Raw genomic sequence first — 18,985 nt, 5'->3', positions numbered from 1 at the left:
GCGCAGCTCTCTCGGCAACACCCGCCACGCGCGCCGCGTTCCGCGATGAACGCGCGCTGGCATCCTCCCCTGGTTGCGGGCGCACGCGTGCAGGCTTCGGTCGACGCCGGCGCCGTCGCGCACAATCTGGCGGTGATCCGCGCTCGCGCCGACGCCGCCATGCCCGCGCCCCGCATCTGGGCCACCGCCAAGGCGGACGCGTACGGCCACGGCCTGGCGCGGGTCATGCCCGGGCTGAAAGATGCCGATGGCATCGCGGTGCAGCAGTTGCCCGAGGCCCATGCGTGCCGCGCGGCCGGCTGGCAAGGCCCCATCCTGGTCTACGGCGGCCTGCTGTCCGAAGACGACCTGGCCCTGCTCGACCTGCCCGGCCTGCATCTGGTCATCTCTCACGAAGCGCAACTGGACTGGCTGTCCGCCACGCCGCCCCGCCCCGACGCCCCGGCCATCTGGCTGCGCTACGACGGCGACATCCGCCTGGCGGGCTTCCGCCGCGAGGCCTATCTGCGCGCGTATGAACGGTGCGCGGCGCTGGCGGCGCAGCATCGCGTCGGCGCCCTCGGCCACCTCAGCCATTACGCGCGCGCCGAGGATGAAGACGGCGTGGCCGATGCCGACGCCAGCTTCCGGCAGGCCATCGCCGGCCTGCCCGGCCCGGTCTCCACCTGCAATTCGGCGGCCCTGCTGCGCCATCCCGCGCACGTGGCCGCCACCGACTGGATCCGCCCCGGCATTGCGCTGTACGGCGTCAGCCCGCTGGCGGGCGTGGACGGCGCCGCGCTCGGATTACGTCCGGCCATGTCGCTGACGGCCCGCCTGTTCGCCGTACAGACGTTGCAGGCAGGCGCCAGCATCGGCTACCGCTCGGCCTTCGTGGCCGCGCACGACATGCGCGTGGGACTGGTCAGTTGCGGCTACAGCGACGGTTATCCGCGCCATGCCGGCACGGGCACGCCCGTGCTGGCGGACGGCGTGATGACGCGCGTGCTGGGCCGGGTCACCATGGACGTGATGATGATCGACCTGGACGGCGTCGACCACGCCGCGCCGGGCATGCCGGTCACGCTGTGGGGCACGCCGGAATTGCCGGTGGAGACCGTGGCGGCCTCCGCGGGCACCATTGCTGCGGAACTGTTGACCGGACTGACGGCGCGCGTGCCGATCACGGCGCGGCCCTGAACGCCAGGTTTCCAAAAAACGCGGACGTTTTTTACCGGACGGCCGGCCCGTCAGCCCAGCGCGGCGGCCGCCTGCTGCCGGGACCGCGCCGGCGCGAACAGCAGGAACAGCAGCGTGGCCACCAGGTAGATCACGCCGGTGATGGCCAGGCCCGCCCCCATGCCGGCCGCGCCGAACATGGCGCCCACCACCAGCGGGCCGGCCATCTGGCCGAGCTTGTCGGCGGCGCGCAGCACGCTGGTGGCGCCGGCGGCGCCGTATTGCTGCACGTCGGGCAAGGCCAGCATGTACGGCGATTGCGACGCGCCCGAGAAGCAACTGGCCAACGCCAGCATCAACACGGCGCACGACGCCGCCACCAGGCCGCTGTTGAAATACAGGCCCAGCATGCCGGCGCTGCCGAGCACCCCGCCGATGACGATCCAGTATTTTTTGGCGCTGGTGGAACGGTCGACCAGGCGGCCCATCACCGGCCCCAGGTAGATCACGCACACGCCGTAGATCATCAGCACGCGGCCGATGCTGGAGGCGGCCACGCCTTCGGCCTCGAGGTACAGCGGCAGCGCGAAGGACAACAGGCCCACCTGCGCGATGGAAAACGGAATGACGCTGCCCAGCAGCAGCAGGCCGAAGTCGCGCGTGAACAAGAGACGCAGCGTTTCGGACAGCCGCGCGCTGCCCCGGGGGACCGCGCGGCGCACGTGCGCGGCCGCCTGCGCGGCGGCGCGCTGCATGTAGGGGCGCATCAGCACCAGCACGCCGACCAGCGGCATGACCAGCATCACGGCGCCCACGGCGAACACCGCGCGGAAGCCCAGTTGCTCCATCAGCATGGCGCCGACCGCGGCGCCCGACAGATGGCCGGCGAACAGGCCGGCGATGACGCCTGTCATGTTGCGGCCGCGATACTGCGCGGGGCTGCGGGTGACGACGAAGCCTTGCAGGCCCATCCAGGTCAGGCCGTAGCCCAGGCCCACCAGGCCGCGGGCGGCGGCGAACCACGGCAGGTTGGGCGCGGCGGCGCACGCCACCAGGCCCAGGAACGACACGGCCAGACCCGCCAGCACCGGCACGTGCCAGCCCTTGCGATCGGTCAGGCCGCCCGCCAGCAGCGCAGTCAGCAGGCCGCAGCCCATTTCCACCGAGATCGGCAACGCCAGCAGCAGGTTGGCCGGCAGGTCGAGGCCGCCCGTGGGCAGGCTGCGCGCATACAGCGGCAGGAAACCCAGCGGCAAGGCCCAGGCGAACAGGAAGCCGAACATGACGGGGCGCGCGATGCGGCCCACTTCGGAGACGTCGTCGGGTCCGACGTGCACGCCGGCGGGACTGACGCCGCGCGCGGAGAAGGCGCGGTTCATCAGCAGCGACAACAACAGCAGCATCTCGATGGCGGCCACCAGGGCCACCGCCACCACGGTCGCGGCATCGATGACCCGGCTGCGCACGCCGGCGGCGATCACGTCGTCGGACAGGTGCATGACCAGGCTGCCGCGGATGGTGGAACGCTGGAACTGTCCGGCCAGCGGCAGCACCAGCGTCAGGTCGTCGGCGGTTTCAGCCGCGGGGCCCATGCCCTTGACGGGCAGCGCGCCGTTGGCGTCGGCGCGGTTGAGCACGCGGCCGTCCTGCACCAGGTCGATGGTGCTGATGGCCGGGAACGTGCCCGCCAGGCGCGCGAACTGCTTTTCGATGCCGCGCATGCGGTCCAGCGGAATGCCGTAGCCGATGACGCGGTTCAGGTCGCGCTGCAAGCCTTCGGACAGCGCCAGGATGTTGCCGCGCGCCACTTCCAGCGAGGCATTGCGGAAGGTGGTGATGGTGTAGCCGGCATAGACGCCCTGCGCCAACATGAGCGCCGCCAGCGGCACCAGGAAGCGCGCACGGCCGCCCGTGGCCAGCGTGGTCAGGGGAATGGCGTATTTGAACGCGGCGGCCAGACCCAGGCCCACGGCCAGCGTGACCAGCAGCAGCACCTTGATGTTGTCCAGCAGCAACGTACGGCCCAGAGCCACGTCGCGCGTGACCGACAACATGACGGCGCCCACGACCTGCCCGGCGCTGTCGGCCAGAGGCGCGGCCACGGTGACCAGATCGCCGCCATGGGCCACCAGCGCGCCGCTGGCGCGCCGCGTGACGCCATCCGGCAACGGCGTGCCCGGCGGCGTGCGCAGCGCGCGCGACAGCAGTTCAGCGGATTCGACGACGGCGCCATGAGCCGCCACGGGCCGGCCATCCGCCACGACGACCACGGCGCCCTGCACGTCGCGCGCGGCATTGGCCCCGTCGCGCAGCAGGTTGGTCAATCCGAAGTACTGGCCCAGGGGCTTGCCCAACCGCAGGCCGTTCTCGATGTTGCCCGCCACCTGGCGGGTGGCGACCTCGACCCGGTCGGCGGTGGTATCGGCCACCAGGCGGTTCAGGGCCGACAGGCTCAGGGCGCCTATGAGGGCCTGTGCCAACAGCAGCACGGCCAGGCACGCCAGTGTGACTTCCAGGACGGGACGGCGCCGCAGCCCTTCCAGCACCATCTGCATCGGTTCGTTACGCATGTTCGGATCAAGACCGCAAGAATTCACACGGGAGCGTAGCCGACATTTTACAATTGATGTAATTTGCTTCCATTTTGCGAACGTATCCGCGGGCTGGCCTCGGCGATTCGCGACAACTACGCAACACTTCCCCCAATTTCCCATGTTCACGCGCTCCCTACGCGGCAAGATCTTCCTGCTCGTCGTTGCGATCCTGTTGGTGCTGGCCACCTTCGTCCGGCTGGTCACCCAGCAGGACGTCACCCGCACGGTCGAAGCGGGCGAGCAGCACGCCGTGGACAACGTCCTGAACCTGGTGCTGCGCGACACCGACGCGCGCTGGAGCGCGCTGCTGGACGACAAGATCAGCACGGTGCGCACGGGCCGCCGCCAGCTGGTGCAGGTGGGCAACACCATTTCCACGGTGCTGGCCGGCTATGCCGACATGGCCGACCGCGGCGTGATGACGCCCGGCGCCGCCAAGGGCATGGCGCGCGCCTGGATCAACCGCCTGAAGCTGGATGATCGCCGCTACGCCTTCGTGTACGACGCCAGTTTCTCGGTGCTGGCGGCCGGCAACATGGCCATGACCGACCTCGACCTGTCGCCCGCGCGCGACATCAAGGGCCGCGAGCTGGCCAAGGCCCTGTATGAAGAAAGCCGCCGCACCGGCTACGGCTTCGCCATCTACCGCTGGCCCCTGCCCGGCGCCGCCGGCGAACCCGAAACCCGCTACGCCTACTTCGGCTATTTCCGGCAATGGGACTGGGTGTTCGTGGTCACCGACAGCGCCCAGGACATCATCGAGCAGGTGCAGGGCCGCCGCGCGCAGATGGAGACGGCGATGCGCAGCACGCTGTCGCAACTGACGCTGGCGCACTCCGGCTTCGTGTTCATCGTCGACGACAGCGGCCGCATGGTCGTGCCGCCGCCCGCCCACCAGACCGCCCTGCTGCAAGCCGTGGGCGATACGACCAGGCAGCCGCTGCGCGACCTGCTGGCCAGGACGAACCGGACGCAGCCGCAGACCCTGCGCGTCATCAACGGCAAGGATCCCTGGCAGATCAAGGCGGTGCACAACAAGCCGCTGGGCTGGACGGTCGTGGCGGCGGTGCCCGAGAGCGACCTCACCGCGCCCGCCAAGCAACTGATGAACCGCCTGGCCATCCTCTTCGCCATCACGCTGCTGCTGGCCCTGGTGGCCGCCTGGCTGATCGCCACCCGCATCGCGCGCCCGCTGGACAAGCTCACGCAGTACGCGCGCCAGTTGCCCGAGCAGGACCTGACCGTCGACTCCCCGGTGCCCGCGCACATCGCCGCGCTGCCGCAGCACCATCGCGACGAGGTCGGCCGCCTGGCCACCTCGTTCCTGTTCATGCAGCGCAAGCTCACCGAGAACGTGCAGCGCCTGATGCAGGAAACCTCCACGCGCGAGCGCTTCGAAAGCGAACTCAACATCGCGCGCGCCATCCAGCTGGGCCTCTTGCCCGTGCCGCTGGGCTCCGACGTGCGCGCCCACGTCGACCTGCATGCCACGATGCTGCCCGCCAAGCAGGTCGGCGGCGACCTGTACGACTACTTCATGATGCCGGACGGCAGGCTGTGCCTGGCCATCGGCGACGTGTCCGACAAGGGCGTGCCGGCGGCGCTGTTCATGGCCGTCACGCGCACGCTGATCCGCGCCACCGCCGAGGACGAGACCGATCCCGCGCAGATCATGCAGAAGATCAACAACCGGCTGTCCGAGAACAATCCGAACATGATGTTCGTGACGCTGCTGCTGGGCGTGCTGAACCTGGTCACCGGCGAACTGGCCTGGGCCAACGCCGGCCACCTCAAGCCCATCGTCATCGGCGCCGACGGCGTGCTGCGCACGCTCGAAGGCCGCAGCGGTCCGGCGTGCGGCGTGCAGGAAGACCTGGTCTACCAGCCCCTGCACGCGCGCCTGGAGCCGGGCGAAGTGCTGGTCGGCTACACCGACGGCGTCACCGAGGCGGTCAACCGCCAGAACCAACAATACGGCGATCCCCGCATGCTCAGCGTGCTGGCCGCGCCTCCTTCCAGCGCCACCGCCATCGGCCAGCGCCTGCTCGAAGACGTGCAGGCATTCGCGGCGGGCGCCGAACAATCCGATGACATCACGTTGATCGTGGTCCGACGCGCATGACCAAACTGCTCTCCTCCCTGTTCCTGTCGCTTGCCCTGCTGGCCCCGGCCGCGCAGGCCCAGCAAGATCCCGCGGCCACCGCGCCCGCCACGGCCGCCGTCTTCCCGACCACGCCCAAGGCCAAGCCCGGCGGCGGCAAGTGGCGCCTGGGCTACTTCGAAAGCGGCGACTACAGCGAATACCCGCGCACGCTGCGCGTCATCGTGGCCGGCCTGCAGCAACTGGGCTGGCTCAGCGTGCCCGCCATTCCCGATGGCCTGAACGGCCGCCAGATGTGGAGCTTCCTGGCCGAGAACGCCAAGAGCGACACGCTGCAGTTCGTCGACGACGCCTGGTGGCAACCGGGCAACTTCGACGCCGCCCGCCGCCCGGCCGTGCGCCAGGCCATCACCGACCGGCTGGCCAAGCGCCACGACATCGACCTGATCATCGCCATGGGCACGCTGGCCGGCCAGGACATGGCGATGCTGGGCGCCCCCGTGGCCACCGTGGTGGCATCGACCAGCGATGCCGTCGGCGCGCGCATCGTGAAAAGCGTGGAAGACAGCGGCCTGGACAACCTGCACGCCCGCGTGCAACCCGAACGCTACCAGCGGCAGGTGCGCCTGTTCCACGAAATCGTGCCGTTCAAGACGCTGGGCCTGGTCTACGAGGACAGCCCCGAGGGCCGCACCTATGCCGCCGTGCCGGCCGTCGAACAGGTTGCCAAGGAGCTGGGCTTCCAGGTGAAGTCGTGCAATGCGGCCTCGAACGGCATCCCGGTGGAGGACGCCACGCGCAACGCGGTGGATTGCTATCGCAAGCTCAGCAACCAGGTGGACGCGATGTACGTCACGGTGCACCGCGGCATCACGCCCCAGTCCGTGGGACAAGTGGCCGAAGTGCTGCGCACGGCGCAGGTGCCCAGCTTCGCCATGCTGGGTTCGGAACAGGTGCGCGACGGCCTGCTGATGAGCCTGGCGCAGGCCGACTACTCGTACGTGGGCCTGTTCCATGCCGAGACCATCGCCCGCATCTTCAATGGCGCCAAGCCGCGCCAGCTCAGCCAGATCTGGATCGATCCGGCCAAGATCGCGCTGAACCTGGACACGGCGCGCGGCATCGGCTTCGACCCGCCGGTGGACATCCTGCTGGCGGCGGACGAAGTGTATGAGGGCAGGAAATCCGCGCAATAGGCGCGCAGGCTGAATGAATGCAAGGGCCGCATGCCGTCAGGAATGCGGCCCTTCCGGTTTTTCAGTCGAGCACTTCGCGGCGCGCGCAGACGTAGGCCAGCTTCTCGGCCCGGCTGCCCGGCGCGGCACGCCACAGGTCCAGCAACCGGTCCGCCCCCGTGCGGCGGGTCTGCAGCACATGATCGGCATAACCCAGCCAACGCCGCTCGCCCTCGGGCAGCCCCGCGCGGGCCACGTCCAGCACGTCGCGCGCCAGGGCATGCACCGTGTCGTCATCCAGCGCTTCACGCATGGCCACGTCACGCATGCCGCGCAGGCGCAGCCATCCCCAGTCACGCCACAGCCGCTCGGCCTCGTCGAGGTTGCGCATCAATCCGAACTGCACCGCCGACGGCGACAGCGGCGCGGTCGAGGCCACGTCGATGCCGGCCTCATCCCGGAACTGGGCATCCGCGAACACCGCGCCGCAGGCCCTGCCCTCGATGTAGCCGTCGGCGCCGTGGCGGCCATGCAGATCCTCGATACCGCCAGGCCGCATCCAGGCCGCCAGCAAGTCATCCAGCGGCACGGGCCCGGCCAGGCGATAGCGCCAGCGCGCATCCAGGAAATGCGCGAACTGCGAATACTCGAAATAGCCGCTGTGAGGGCGCAACATCACAAGCTCGCCGGTATCCGCGCGCCGGCCGGGCCACTGCGCCGATTCGAGGAAACGGCGCAATGACGGATTGCCGGCCAGATAGACCGACGCCGCCGACTTGTACCCCTGGCTGGGCACCATCGACAAGGCGCGGCTGGCGGTGTAAGCGCCGAACATCCAGCGGAAATAATCGCCCAGATCGTCGAAGGGCCGTTCCGGCAAGCGCTGCAGCCAGTGGTCGCCGGCAAAGCGGGCATGGCGGAACACGCGGTCCCACAGCGTCAGCCGGTTCTCTTTCAATCCCGTGACGCGACCGGCCTGCAACGGGCTATTCGCAAACAGCGCGATACAGGCCGGCGCCAGGGCCAGCACGGCATTGAGCGCGCGGGCAGCCTGCCCGATGCCGACCGAGGTGCACGGGCCGTTCTGCGCCTTCGCGTCGATACCGGCGCGGTGCAGCCAGCCACGATAGCCGACCAGTTCGCGGTAGATGGGACGGTCGGCGCGCACGGCGGCATACCAGTCCGGGTCCAGACTGCAATCGGGATGTTCCGACACGTTGAGCAACATGGCGTCTTCCCGAGCCAGCGCCTGCCGTGCATCGCGCAGTTCCCGCGCCACCTTCTCGCCCAACCGGTCCAGGCCTCCCGTGCCCCCCCGTACCGGAGAGAAGGCCGTCTCCAGCAGGTTGTAGCCGTTGTCGACGCCGCTGTCGCCGTCCGGCCCCGAGACGCCGCCCGCCCGTTCTCCCAGCGGATAGACCGCGGCGTCCTCGCCGCGCGCCCGCTTGATGCCGGCCAGCGCCTCGAAGTACCCCCCGACCGGGTGGCTGCGGCCGCTGCCTCGGTGCGCCACCGCCATCTCCATTTCCAGGCCCAGCTTGGCGCCCGGCTCGATTGCGCTCACGATTGCTTGCTCCTTGCTCCAGACTGACCCACGACGGGATGATCTAATATGCAAAACGATTTCCGCGGCTGACGAAATTCCGGGAACCAATCCATTCCCGGTGTTACGTACCTGGACAAGCGCTCTATCAGGCGCAGATTTCCCTCAAGGCCGCAGGACCCAACTGCCGCATGACAATCGATTCCGTTTCCCGTCCAGTACCCGGTTATCCCCAACTCGACGCCTTCACGCAGGCGGCACAGGGCGGCGGTGACGTCTTCATCTCCGTAGCAGGCGACCAGCTGCGGGTGCTGGGCACGGGCGCCACGCCCGGCGGCCGCAGCGTGGCCTGGGTCGCGCCGGACGTGGACACGTCCTCGATGTTCGCCCAGGCGCTGGCCAACACCTACGGCAACGGCATCGCCAGCGCGGTCTCCCGAGAGCTCGGCCTGGCGGCCAACCCCGGCAAGCCCCTGTCCTCGCGCACCATCGAGCAGGCCGTCGACATGGCGCAGGCCTCGCGCCAGGCGCTCGAAGGCGTCGACTTCGCCACCCGCCTGGCCTGTTCCGCCAGCGCCGGCTCGTCCATCTTCATGGCGGCCTGCAACCAGGCCGGCATCGATCCCGCGTCGCTGGACGCCCAGCAGCGCCGTACCCTGGACGCGGACATGCAGCAACGCTTCGACCAGGCGGCCACTTCTGGCCAGAGCCCGGTCTCGCTGGACACCGCTCGTACCTGGCTGAACCAGCTTCTGGGCGCCGCCATGCCGCGCTGACACTCGGGATTGCCGGCGGTGTCGCACCAAATGTGACAATTCACACCCTGTTGGCTGGGCGCTACCGTATTTCCAGTAATTGCGAATTACACATTCTGTGTAGTACTTTGTAGCTGATTTACGCTCAATTCTTACCGTCTGTCTCCCATGCCCGACTCCCTGGACCATACCGGCGCTTCGCTCGAAGCGGCTCCGCAGCCCGGCTGCGGCGGTCCCTCCTGGAGCCCGCAAGACGATCGCTTGCTGCGCGACCTGATCCACGAACACAGCGGGCGGCTGCAGCGCTTCATCATCAAGCACATCGGCAATACCAGCGAAGCCGAAGACCTCGCCCAGCAGGCGTTCGTCGAAGCGGCGCGCTCGTACCAGACGTTTCGCGGCGAATCGCAGTTGTCCACCTGGCTGTACGGCATCGCGCTGAACCTGGTGCGCAACTATCTGTCGCGTGCGCCCGAGCGCCGCTACGACTTCGTCGGCGAAGACAGCCTGGCCACGCACGCGGCATCCGAATCCACGCCCGAACAGGCGCTGGAACAGGCGCAGACCGTGCGGCTGATGCAGGAGGCGCTCGACGAATTGCCCGAGAACATGCGCGGCATCCTGCTGATGATCGGCCTGGACAACATGTCGTACGAAGACGCCGCCGTACTGCTGACCGTGCCCATCGGCACCGTCCGCAGCCGCCTGTCGCGCGCGCGAACCGCCCTGCGCGACAAACTGCTGCAAAAAGGCCTGACGCTCAACGACTGAGCCGCGGCCCTTCCTTTCCATCAAGGTTCGCCACGGCCCGTACCGGGCGCATTCGGCGTCTCCACGCGCAGCACCGCACCGCCAGGCTGCATCACGGGCTGAGCCTGGCCCGGGCCCAAGGGCACCGACTCGATGTAGCGGTCGGAGGCACGCACCGGCCCGCCGGATGACGGCACTGTCACGGCCTCGAACTGCACGCGCGTCTGCTGGCCCTGCATCAGGTCCAGGTATTGGCCCGCCGTCGGTTTCTCGCCGGCCTGCGCCCAGGTGGCGTTCATGGCGCGGCCGGCGCGCGACTGGCCTCGCGGCGCGGCAACGGTCTCGCCATTGATGGCGACGACACGCGGACGCAGCAGGAACAGGCGCTCGCGGCGCTGCACGGTCTTGCTGCGGCTGGAGAACAGGGCCCCCAGGCCGGGGATGTCGCCCAGGAACGGCACCTTGTCGACCTGTTCGCTGTCCTGCGTGGCGTTGTAGCCCCCCACCAGCAGGGTCTGGTCGTCGCCGACCACGGCCAGCGTGCTGATGGTGCTGCGACGCACCGTGGGCAGATCACCCACCAGGCGTTCATCCTGGATGCGGCCGTCCTCGATGTCGACGGCCAGTTCCACTTCGCGGCGCGACCTGCCTTCGATGTAGCGCGGCGTGACGCGCAGCGACGTGCCCACGGTGATGGGCGTGACGGTGGCCACGCGCTCGCCCGTGGTCTGGATATAGAACGTATCCGAGATGTCGATCAGCGAACCCAGGTTGTCGGCCGTCAGGATCGAAGGCTGCGACAGGATGTTGGCCTGGCCGCGCGTCTGCAGGGCGCGCACGCGCGCCGCCAGCGAGTTGCCGATGCTGATGCCGATGGTGCCCGGCGAGAGGGCAGCGCCCGAATCCAGCGGCAGGCCGCCGCTGGTGGACAGGCCCAGGTTGCCGTAGCCCGCAGACGTGCTGCCGGCACGCGCGCCCCATTGCACGCCCAGTTCGTTGACCAGGTCCGAGTTGACGTCGACGATCATCGCCTCGATCTCGATCAGCGTGCTGGGCACGTCGAGCTGGTCGATCAGCGCCTTGTAGATCGGTATGCGGTCGGGAATGTCCTGCACGATGATGGCGTTCAGCCGCGGATCGGCCTGCACCGTGGGCTCGCGCAGACGCAGGCCGGCGCCGCGGCGGCTGCCGCGCGAACTGTCGCTCGCGGCAGCGGCTGCCGCGGCTGCGGGACCGCCCGCGATGGCGCCGCCCGCGCCTTCCTGGGCGGGTGTGCCGGGAAAGGCCGGCGGGTTCTCGCGCAGCGGCGCGGCAATGGCCGACAGCGTTTCGTTGTTGTTGCCGCCGCCGTTGCCCAGGATCAGGTTGCGCAGCACGGTGGCCATGCCGGGCGTGATCACCGACTGGTCCCGGTAACTGACGGTGCGATCGTTGACCGTGGCGTGCTTCAGGCGGAACACGGCCACCTGCTGGCCGCCCGCGCCCAGCGGCAACGCCGCCACGGTGCGTTCGACCAGGTTGACGTAGGCCGGCGGGCCCGACACCAGCGCGATGCCCTGGTCGGGCAGTTCGCCCCAGCCGAAGCGCGGGTCCAGCACGCCCAGTTGCAGCAACGCGGCGTGCAGCGCGCTGATGGAACTGCCCATGGCGCTGACCGAGCGCGTGCTCATGTCGCTGGTGCGGCTGATGAACAGCGTGCCCGAATACACGAACCAGTTGAAACCGTACACGCCGCCCAACCGGTCCATGAACTCGGTGGGTGTGCTGGCGTTGAAGTTGCCGTTGACCACGCCCGCGACCTCCGGCCCCATCTGCAGCGACAGGCTGAAGCCGCTGGCGAACTGGCGCAGCACGCTCTGCAGGCTCTCGCTCTTGGCGTAGTAGGTATAGGGGGCGTTGGGCCAGTTGGGCGCGGCGTCGGCCGCTCCCATCAATGCCAGCGACAGGGCGCCCGCCAGGATGATCCGCTTCAACTGACTCTCCTCAATGCATGCTTTGGTTCAGGCCGCCCGCTTGACCGCACCGGTCCAGAACGACAGCGCGTTGGCGAACTGGCCGACGGCCTCGTCCACCTCGATCTCGCTGCTGTCGGGACGCACCATCTGCTGCAGCCACAGGGCCTCTTCGGCCGGATCGATCACGCAGGCCGACGCATGGCCGGCGAGCATCCCGCCGGCCTGCTTGCCCAGGCCGGCGATGAAATCCTCGCGCGCGAGGCCCGCGGGCGGCAAGGCGCACAGCCGCGCGGATATCGCCAGCCAGCCATTGCGCGCGCCTTGCAGGTGCACGCGGTACTTGTCGTCGATCGTCAACGTGGCGCGGCCGTCGGTACGCAGCGCCTCGGCAATCGCGTGGCGCGCCAGGTAGCGCGCGATCAGGGGATGGGGGATGGCTGACATGGCGTCATTCCTCGGAAGCGGCCAGCTTGCGCACCAGGCGCAACACCTCGGCCACGGGTTCGATCAGTTCGCTCGGGATGTACTGGTCTGCCTGGGCATCGGCCATCAGCGCGCGCGCCAACGGGATGTTCTGCATCACCGGCACGCCGGCTTCGCGCGCGGCCTGCATCATCTGCTCGGCCAGGTAGCCTTCGCCCTTGGCCAGCACCAGCGGCAACGGTGTCTCGTCGGGTTCGTAATACAGCGCGACGGCCAGGTGGGTCGGGTTGGTGACCACCACCGAGGCCTTGCGGGCGCTGTGGACGGCGCCGCTCATCACCATTTCCTGGTGCAGGTGCTTGCGCTTGTGCTTGATGTGCGGATCGCCTTCGCTTTCCTTGTATTCCTGCTTGACCTCTTCCTTGCTCATCATCAGCCCCTTGCGGTACTGCATGCGCTGCCAGACGAAATCGGCCAGCGAAATGATGACGTAGGCCAGGGCCACGTTGACCAGAAGCGTGCGCAGCATGCCGCCCACGCCGGTCTGCAGGCCCGCCAGGCCGCTATGCGGCACGGACATCAGCTCGGGCAGCGCATCGCGCACCACGAACACCACCAGCACCGACAGGAACGCGATCTTGATGATGGATTTCAGCAACTCGACCAGGTTCTTCTTCGAGAACATGTTCTTCAGATTGCCCATGACGTCGAGCTTCTTGCCCGACGGCTTGAGCTTCTCGAACGCCAGCACGATGCCCACCTGCAGGAACTCGGAGAACATGCCGACCAGCAGCACGATCAGCAGGAAAGGCAGCACCAGGCCGATGCCTTCGCGCAACGACGCATCCAGCGCGGTTTTCAGCGCGGCGTCGAACGGCAGGCCGACCAGCGTGGACGGCACCAGCATCAGCCGGCCCAGCGACTCGATGATGTTCTTGGCGTTGGCCAGCATGTAGCCGAACAGCGCCAGCACCAGCAGCGTCTGGGTGAAATCCTTGCTGTGCGCGACGTCCCCTTTCTGGCGCGACTCGCGCAGGCGCTTGGCGGTTGGCTGTTCGGTCTTTTCGCCGCTCATGGCGCCCGCCATTGGTTGTCGAGGAACGGCAGGATGCCGCCGATGCCCCGCGTAGCCTCGCCGGCGTAGTCGAACAGCGGGCTCATGTAGAGCACCAGCACCAGGAAGGCCAGCGCGCTCTTGATGGGCATGGCCAGGAAGAACACCTGCAACTGCGGCGCGAAACGGCTGACCAGGGCCAGACCCAGCTCGGCCAGGAACATGGCGACGATGGCCGGCGCGGCGAACAGCAGCACCAGTCTCGCCATGCGGCTGAGCTGGTCGAGCAACAGCGGGATGCTCTCGCGCTGCAGCGCGGGCGTCCAATGCCAGAGATCCCACAAGCGGAAGCTGTCGTACAGCATCGTCAGCATCAAGGAAAAACCGCCCCCGACCAGAAAGAACACCATGAACGCCTGGTTGAACAGGATGCCCAGCGGCGACGAGTCGTTGCCCGTGCCCGGGTTGATCACGGCCCCCAGGCTGGCTCCACGCTGGTTGTCGATGACGAAGCCCACGGCCTCGAAGATCCAGAACGGAATGGCCACCAGAAAGCCCAGCACCAGCCCCACGAACACTTCTTTCACCACCAGCAGCACGATGTCGAGCCAGTTCAGGTCCAGCGCGGCATAGCCCGGCGCCAGCGCGGGAACCAGGATCAGGCCGAGCCCGGCGCCCACCGCGTAGCGCAGCATGCCCGGCAGCAACTGGCGGTTGAACAGCGGCAGCATGGCGCACATCGCCAGGATGCGCGGCTGCGTCAGCGCCAGCGTGGCCATGAAAGTGTTCGCTTCCGCGTAGGTAACGCCCGAGATCATTTCGTTCCGCGTCCGCCTCAGTGGATTTTGTAAAAGAGGTCGAACACCGAAATGGTGTAGTTGTAGAGTTCGCCGCTGATCCACGGCGCCGTCAGCAGCAAGGTGGCGAATACGGCGATCAGCTTGACGGCGAAGGACAGCGTCTGTTCCTGGATCTGCGTCAGCGCCTGGAACAGCGAGAACAGCGTGCCCACGATGGCGGCCACCGCGATGGGCGGCAGGGACAGCCACAGCACCAGGTACAGCGCCTGGGTCATGTAGGAGACGACGTCGACGTTCTGCATGCCGCCCCCTACCCGTACGACAGGACCAGGCCCTGTATCAGCCGGGTCCAGCCGTCCACCATGACGAACAGGAACAGCTTGAGCGGCAGCGAGATCGTCACGGGCGACACCATCATCATGCCCATGGCCAGCAGGATGTTGGAGACGATCAGGTCGATCACCACGAAAGGCAGGTACAGCAGGAAGCCGATCTGGAATGCGGCCGACAGCTCGGACACCAGGAAGGCCGGTATCAGCACCAGGAAGTCGTTGTCCTTCAGGTCGCGCGCCTGTTCCTCGCCCCACAGGTGACGGGCGGTGCGCAGGAAGAAATCGCGCTGCTCGGGGCGGCTGTTCTTCTGCATGAAGCTGCGCAGCGGCTCGATGCCACGCGAGACAGCCTCGATGACGGCGCCCATGCGGTCGGGCGGCGGCACGCCGGGCTGGAGCGAGTCCGGCGCGTGCTGCTGCTGGCTGACGGCCTTGAGCTCGCCGCCGACTTCCATGACCACCGGGCCCATCACGTAGACGGACAGGATCAGCGCCAGGCCGTACAGCGCGATGTTGGGCGGCACCTGCTGCACGCCGATGGCGTTGCGCACCAGGGACAGCACGATGGCGATCTTCAGGAACGAGGTCGTCATCACGGCGGCCAGCGGCACCAGCGCCAGCATCGCCAGGATGACGGCCAGGCTGACGGGATCGAAGCCGGTCATGGCGCGGCCCTCTTGGATGCGGAAATCATGCGGGTTCCCTGCCGAGCGTGGCGATGGTGACGCCGATGCGGCCATCGATCTCGACCAGCGTGCCGGTGCCCAGCAGGGCGCCGTTGGCGCGGATCATGACGGGGCCGTCGGCCAGCGGACGCTGCAGGTCGAAGGTTTCGCCAGGCTGCAGGCGGCGCAGTTCGGCCAGCGTCAGCGTGCGGTCGCCCAGGTCGAAGCTCAGGCGCACGGGGATGGAATCGAGATCCAGCGGTTCGGCTGCCTGCACGGCGGCCGCATCCTGGGTAGCGGGGGTCTGGGTCATGACGGAGGTCCAGCCTTGGGTGACGATGTAGGTGGATTGTTCGGCGCGCACGCGCAGGCCCTGGCCTTGCGGGATGGCGAGCCAGAGTTCGCCCTGCGCGCCGACCAGGTATTCGTCCAGCAGCAGCACGTCGCGTGGCTGCAGCGTGCGCAGTTCGGCGGCCGGCAGCGTCAGCGCGCCCAGCACGGCGCGCAGGGTGACGGGCAATGCGTCGGTGTCCAGCGCGTTGGCGGCCGGCGTCGCCCCGGAGATCAGGCTGGCCAGCAGCATCAGGCCCAGGCCATCGGCCTCGAGCACCACATGGCAGACCTCGCCCGTGGCGGCGGCGCGCAGCGTCAGCGTCCACACGTGCGGCAGCGAGACGGCATCGTTTTCCTGCACGGGGCGCACATGGGCGGGGCCGCCCGGCGATACGCGCGTCAGCGCGGCCACGATCTCGGACAACAGGGTTTCCAGCGCGGCGGCGCGCAGCGACGCGGGCAGCGGGCCCGGCGCCAGCGTGGGCAAGCGCGCGGCCAGCCAGGCATCGGGCGCATTGCGCGGCAGGGCCAGGCGCAGCGTGGCGCCGGCCCATTCGATGCCGGTACGCCAATCAGCCGCCTGCCGCAGCGCGTCCACCGCGCCGGCGGTGAAACCGACGCGCCACGAGACGGGCGCGGCATCGGCCGCGGCGCCGTCGGCGGGAGGCAGCTCGACGCTGAAGTCCGCACCGTGGCGCGCGATCAACGTCAGGGCGCGAGCCTCGTTCGCGCTCAGGCGCGGCAGGATCGCGGGTTGGGCCGTAACGGGAATCATGGGGTCCATCGTGTCAGAGTCATCCTCAGGGTGCGGCGTCGGCCGACGACGGTGCGCCACCGTCCGACGGATCGCCGCTCGCGATCTCGAACAGGCAAGGGTCTTCGGGATCGTCGGTGGTCACGCGCACCAGGCAGGCGCGGCCCAGCGACCGGGCCAGTTCGGCCGCCAGCCCCGGCGCGGCGGCGCAGAGTTTCTCGCGCGAGGCCTCGCTGGCGCAGGCAAAGGCAGCCACCACGCGGCCGGCTTCCTGGTAGACGGACACCGTCACGCCAGGCAGCACGTCGTCCTTCAATTCGACGCGAACCTCGCGCCGTCCGCTGCTGCCGTCGCCCACCAGCAGGCGGTCGGCGGCTTCGGCCAGATCCCGGCCCAGGGCGGCGGCGATATCGCTGCCCGCCGCCGCGGCATCGGCCGGCATCTGAGACGGCAGGCCCGTGGCGAACAGCCCGAACGGACGCGGCATGGCATCTGCGGCCTGCTGGGGCGAGGCCTTGCGGTCGGCATCGTCGGCGGACTCGTCCTGGGGCTGCGCCAGCGCGCGTTCGAAAGCCTGCCGATCGGCATCGGAGGCGTTGCGGCGCAGGCCGGTATCGGATTGCGCCAGATCGGAAAGATCCTGCTGCGCCACCGAGGTGTGCAGGTCGATGCGGCGGTCGACGCTCACGACGTCATCCTCCCGTCAAGGGACGCGGATAGGGCGGCGCGGCGGAGGAAGCGGCTCATGAGGGTTCGTACTCCTCGTGCGACTCCCAGTCCTCGCGGTCGCGCGCCACCGAGGCGGCCTCTTCCATCTCCAGGTCTTCCTTGCGCTCCAGTTCCTTCAGGTGCGCCTCCAGGTGCATCCGGGCCAGTTCGACGAATTTCTCGGTCATGCGGCTGGCGGTGCGGTGGTCGACACGGCGCGCGGCCAGGGCATCGGCCTCGCGCTCGGCGTGCTTGCGCGCCGCCGCCACCTGCTCGTGCTGGCGCTGCTCGCCCTGGCGCAGGTCGGCCACGCCGGCCAGCACGTCTTCGATCTCGCGCACGCGCACCGTTCGGCTGCACAGGTCGCCGTACATGTCGCGCTCGCGCTGCCTGGCCCAGTCCTGGTATTTCAGCAACTGGTCTTCAGCCTGCACCTGGGCATCCTCGGCCTGGGCATGCAGTTGCCGCTGGCGCGCCACGGCCAGCTCGGCCTGGCCCTCGCGAAAGCGCTTGATCGCCAGCAGTTCGTCGAAGACACTCATGGCTTACTTGACTCCCACGATGCTGGCCATGCGTTCCAGAGCCTGCGGCAAGGAGGTGCGCTCGTCGGTGCGTTGCTTCAGGAAGGTGTTGATGGCGTCGATCTTGTCGATGGCCTCGTCGGTGACGGGGTCGCCGCCGCGCTTGTACTCGCCGATCTTCACCAGCAGCTCGACCTCCTGGTACTTGGCCATCAGCTCGCGGATACGGCCGGCCAGTTTCTTGTGGTCGGGCGTGATCACCGCGTTCATCACGCGGCTGGCCGAGGCCAGCACGTCGATGGCGGGATAGTGGTTGGCCGCGCCCAGGCGGCGCGACAGCACGATGTGGCCATCCAGGATGGAGCGCGTCTCGTCGGCGATGGGCTCGGTCATGTCGTCGCCTTCGACCAGCACGGTGTACAGCGCGGTGATGGAACCGTGCTGGTTCATGCCCACGCGTTCCATCAGTTTGGGCAGCGTGGCGAACACCGAAGGCGGATAGCCGCGCCGCGTGGGCGGCTCGCCGGCCGCCAGGCCGATCTCGCGCTGGGCCCGCGCGAAACGCGTCACCGAGTCCATCAGGAACAGCACGCGCTTGCCCTGGTCGCGGAAGTACTCGGCGATGGCGGTAGCCACGTAGGCCGCCTTGGCGCGCTCCATCGACGACTTGTCGCTGGTGGCGCAGACGATCACGCTTTTACGGCGGCCTTCCGGCCCCAGTTCGTGTTCGAGGAACTCGCGCACCTCGCGGCCCCGTTCGCCGATCAGCGCCACCACGGTGACGTCCACGTCGGCGCCCTTGACCAGCATGCCCATCAGCGTGGACTTGCCGCCGCCGGCCGCCGCGAAGATACCCATGCGCTGGCCTTCGCCGCAGGTCAGCACGCCGTCGAGCGCGCGCACGCCCAGTTCGAGCGGATCCTTGATGATGCGGCGCGTCAGCGGGTCCGGCGCCTCGGCGAACACGGGATAGAACTTGCTGGCTTCCAGCGGCCCCAGCTCGGCTTCATCCAGCGGACGGCCCAGCCCATCCAGCACGCGGCCCAAGAGGCCGTTGCCCACCGGCACCATATGGGCGCGCCCGGTGGGAATGACCTCGGTCGCCGACGAGATGCCGTACATGTCGCCGATGGGCGTGAGCAGCGCCGCGTCGCGCGCGAAGCCGACCACCTCGCCCTTCATCTCGAAGTCTTCGCCCGGATTGCGCAGGATGCAGACCTCGCCCACCTTCACGGTGGGCACCACGGCCTTGATGATGGTGCCGATGACCTGCGTGACGCGTCCCTTGATGCGCAGGGTCGACGTGTCCTGCAGTGCCATCTCCATCATTTCGGTGATGTAGTCGAATTGCCGCATATGACCCG

At 68.6% G+C, this 18,985-nt stretch carries 17 protein-coding genes; 5 read left to right on the top strand and 12 right to left on the bottom strand.

Annotation, left to right across the window (positions count from 1 at the left end):
• The first annotated feature begins 45 nt into the window (after positions 1-45).
• Entirely contained in the window at positions 46-1,179 is a 1,134-nt protein-coding gene (gene alr / locus A7W11_RS10040) for an alanine racemase (RefSeq protein ID WP_066411072.1), read from the top strand.
• A gap of 50 nt (positions 1,180-1,229) precedes the next feature.
• Here the strand turns inward: alr and A7W11_RS10035 are convergent, their stop codons facing one another.
• Entirely contained in the window at positions 1,230-3,728 is a 2,499-nt protein-coding gene (locus tag A7W11_RS10035) for an MFS transporter (RefSeq protein WP_066411066.1), read from the bottom strand.
• Positions 3,729-3,870: 142 nt separating this feature from the next.
• Here A7W11_RS10035 and A7W11_RS10030 point away from each other — a divergent pair, with 142 nt between their 5' ends.
• Together A7W11_RS10030 and A7W11_RS10025 are read left to right on the top strand one after the other, a co-directional pair.
• Positions 3,871-5,874, top strand: a complete 2,004-nt coding sequence (locus A7W11_RS10030) for a SpoIIE family protein phosphatase (RefSeq protein WP_066411064.1) — start codon at positions 3,871-3,873, stop codon at positions 5,872-5,874.
• On the top strand, positions 5,871-7,049 hold the full coding sequence (locus A7W11_RS10025; RefSeq protein ID WP_066411061.1) for an ABC transporter substrate-binding protein: 1,179 nt from the start codon (positions 5,871-5,873) through the stop codon (positions 7,047-7,049). The genes A7W11_RS10030 and A7W11_RS10025 overlap by 4 nt, the downstream gene beginning before the upstream one ends.
• A 61-nt stretch (positions 7,050-7,110) precedes the next feature.
• Here the strand turns inward: A7W11_RS10025 and A7W11_RS10020 are convergent, their stop codons facing one another.
• Positions 7,111-8,553: a glutamate-cysteine ligase family protein gene (locus A7W11_RS10020; protein ID WP_156523086.1), complete on the bottom strand. Its 1,443-nt coding sequence runs from the start codon at positions 8,551-8,553 to the stop codon at positions 7,111-7,113.
• Positions 8,554-8,762: 209 nt separating this feature from the next.
• On the opposite strand from A7W11_RS10020, the gene A7W11_RS10015 reads away from it, so the two are divergent.
• Positions 8,763-9,347: a BspR family type III secretion system anti-sigma factor gene (locus A7W11_RS10015; RefSeq protein ID WP_066411060.1), complete on the top strand. Its 585-nt coding sequence runs from the start codon at positions 8,763-8,765 to the stop codon at positions 9,345-9,347.
• Between the two features lie 147 nt (positions 9,348-9,494).
• Positions 9,495-10,097, top strand: a complete 603-nt coding sequence (locus A7W11_RS10010; protein ID WP_066411059.1) for an RNA polymerase sigma factor — start codon at positions 9,495-9,497, stop codon at positions 10,095-10,097.
• 20 nt (positions 10,098-10,117) lie between these two features.
• Here A7W11_RS10010 and sctC read toward each other — a convergent pair whose 3' ends face one another.
• The 10 genes from sctC to sctN all read right to left on the bottom strand — a co-directional run bounded on the left by sctC (position 10,118) and on the right by sctN (position 18,977).
• Complete coding sequence (gene sctC / locus A7W11_RS10005) at positions 10,118-12,007, bottom strand: type III secretion system outer membrane ring subunit SctC (RefSeq protein ID WP_082887242.1); 1,890 nt, start codon at positions 12,005-12,007, stop codon at positions 10,118-10,120.
• 69 nt (positions 12,008-12,076) lie between these two features.
• Positions 12,077-12,475, bottom strand: a complete 399-nt coding sequence (locus tag A7W11_RS10000; protein ID WP_066411051.1) for a type III secretion system chaperone family protein — start codon at positions 12,473-12,475, stop codon at positions 12,077-12,079.
• Positions 12,476-12,479: 4 nt separating this feature from the next.
• Positions 12,480-13,529: a type III secretion system export apparatus subunit SctU gene (gene sctU, locus A7W11_RS09995; RefSeq protein ID WP_066413796.1), complete on the bottom strand. Its 1,050-nt coding sequence runs from the start codon at positions 13,527-13,529 to the stop codon at positions 12,480-12,482.
• On the bottom strand, positions 13,526-14,326 hold the full coding sequence (gene sctT / locus A7W11_RS09990; RefSeq protein WP_066411049.1) for a type III secretion system export apparatus subunit SctT: 801 nt from the start codon (positions 14,324-14,326) through the stop codon (positions 13,526-13,528). The genes sctU and sctT overlap by 4 nt, the downstream gene beginning before the upstream one ends.
• 17 nt (positions 14,327-14,343) lie before the next feature.
• Entirely contained in the window at positions 14,344-14,610 is a 267-nt protein-coding gene (gene sctS, locus A7W11_RS09985; RefSeq protein WP_066411047.1) for a type III secretion system export apparatus subunit SctS, read from the bottom strand.
• Positions 14,611-14,618: 8 nt separating this feature from the next.
• Positions 14,619-15,305: a type III secretion system export apparatus subunit SctR gene (gene sctR, locus A7W11_RS09980; RefSeq protein ID WP_066411045.1), complete on the bottom strand. Its 687-nt coding sequence runs from the start codon at positions 15,303-15,305 to the stop codon at positions 14,619-14,621.
• A gap of 25 nt (positions 15,306-15,330) precedes the next feature.
• Positions 15,331-16,413: a type III secretion system cytoplasmic ring protein SctQ gene (gene sctQ / locus A7W11_RS09975; protein ID WP_235816837.1), complete on the bottom strand. Its 1,083-nt coding sequence runs from the start codon at positions 16,411-16,413 to the stop codon at positions 15,331-15,333.
• A gap of 25 nt (positions 16,414-16,438) precedes the next feature.
• The gene (locus tag A7W11_RS09970) at positions 16,439-17,080 is read right to left on the bottom strand and encodes a hypothetical protein (protein WP_066411041.1); all 642 of its coding nucleotides are present in this window, start codon (positions 17,078-17,080) and stop codon (positions 16,439-16,441) included.
• Between the two features lie 55 nt (positions 17,081-17,135).
• Positions 17,136-17,642 carry a type III secretion protein gene (locus A7W11_RS09965; RefSeq protein WP_066411036.1) on the bottom strand — a complete coding sequence of 169 codons (507 nt, stop codon included), beginning with the start codon at positions 17,640-17,642 and terminating at the stop codon, positions 17,136-17,138.
• A gap of 3 nt (positions 17,643-17,645) precedes the next feature.
• The gene (sctN, locus tag A7W11_RS09960; protein ID WP_066411034.1) at positions 17,646-18,977 is read right to left on the bottom strand and encodes a type III secretion system ATPase SctN; all 1,332 of its coding nucleotides are present in this window, start codon (positions 18,975-18,977) and stop codon (positions 17,646-17,648) included.
• Positions 18,978-18,985 lie beyond the last annotated feature (8 nt).

This window comes from Bordetella ansorpii (genome assembly GCF_900078315.1).
Taxonomy (GTDB): Bacteria; Pseudomonadota; Gammaproteobacteria; order Burkholderiales; family Burkholderiaceae_B; genus Bordetella; species Bordetella ansorpii.
This window is presented reverse-complemented; position numbering and strand designations above follow the sequence as displayed.

Bases quoted from the DNA above. Each gene is read 5' to 3' on its own strand.
- alr (WP_066411072.1), top strand. From the start codon at position 46: ATGAACGCGCGCTGGCATCCTCCCCTGGTTGCGGGCGCACGCGTGCAG.
- A7W11_RS10035 (WP_066411066.1), bottom strand. From the start codon at position 3,728: ATGCGTAACGAACCGATGCAGATGGTGCTGGAAGGGCTGCGGCGCCGT.
- A7W11_RS10030 (WP_066411064.1), top strand. From the start codon at position 3,871: ATGTTCACGCGCTCCCTACGCGGCAAGATCTTCCTGCTCGTCGTTGCG.
- A7W11_RS10025 (WP_066411061.1), top strand. From the start codon at position 5,871: ATGACCAAACTGCTCTCCTCCCTGTTCCTGTCGCTTGCCCTGCTGGCC.
- A7W11_RS10020 (WP_156523086.1), bottom strand. From the start codon at position 8,553: ATGGAGATGGCGGTGGCGCACCGAGGCAGCGGCCGCAGCCACCCGGTC.
- A7W11_RS10015 (WP_066411060.1), top strand. From the start codon at position 8,763: ATGACAATCGATTCCGTTTCCCGTCCAGTACCCGGTTATCCCCAACTC.
- A7W11_RS10010 (WP_066411059.1), top strand. From the start codon at position 9,495: ATGCCCGACTCCCTGGACCATACCGGCGCTTCGCTCGAAGCGGCTCCG.
- sctC (WP_082887242.1), bottom strand. From the start codon at position 12,007: ATGGGAGCGGCCGACGCCGCGCCCAACTGGCCCAACGCCCCCTATACC.
- A7W11_RS10000 (WP_066411051.1), bottom strand. From the start codon at position 12,475: ATGTCAGCCATCCCCCATCCCCTGATCGCGCGCTACCTGGCGCGCCAC.
- sctU (WP_066413796.1), bottom strand. From the start codon at position 13,529: ATGAGCGGCGAAAAGACCGAACAGCCAACCGCCAAGCGCCTGCGCGAG.
- sctT (WP_066411049.1), bottom strand. From the start codon at position 14,326: ATGATCTCGGGCGTTACCTACGCGGAAGCGAACACTTTCATGGCCACG.
- sctS (WP_066411047.1), bottom strand. From the start codon at position 14,610: ATGCAGAACGTCGACGTCGTCTCCTACATGACCCAGGCGCTGTACCTG.
- sctR (WP_066411045.1), bottom strand. From the start codon at position 15,305: ATGACCGGCTTCGATCCCGTCAGCCTGGCCGTCATCCTGGCGATGCTG.
- sctQ (WP_235816837.1), bottom strand. From the start codon at position 16,413: ATGATTCCCGTTACGGCCCAACCCGCGATCCTGCCGCGCCTGAGCGCG.
- A7W11_RS09965 (WP_066411036.1), bottom strand. From the start codon at position 17,642: ATGAGTGTCTTCGACGAACTGCTGGCGATCAAGCGCTTTCGCGAGGGC.
- sctN (WP_066411034.1), bottom strand. From the start codon at position 18,977: ATGCGGCAATTCGACTACATCACCGAAATGATGGAGATGGCACTGCAG.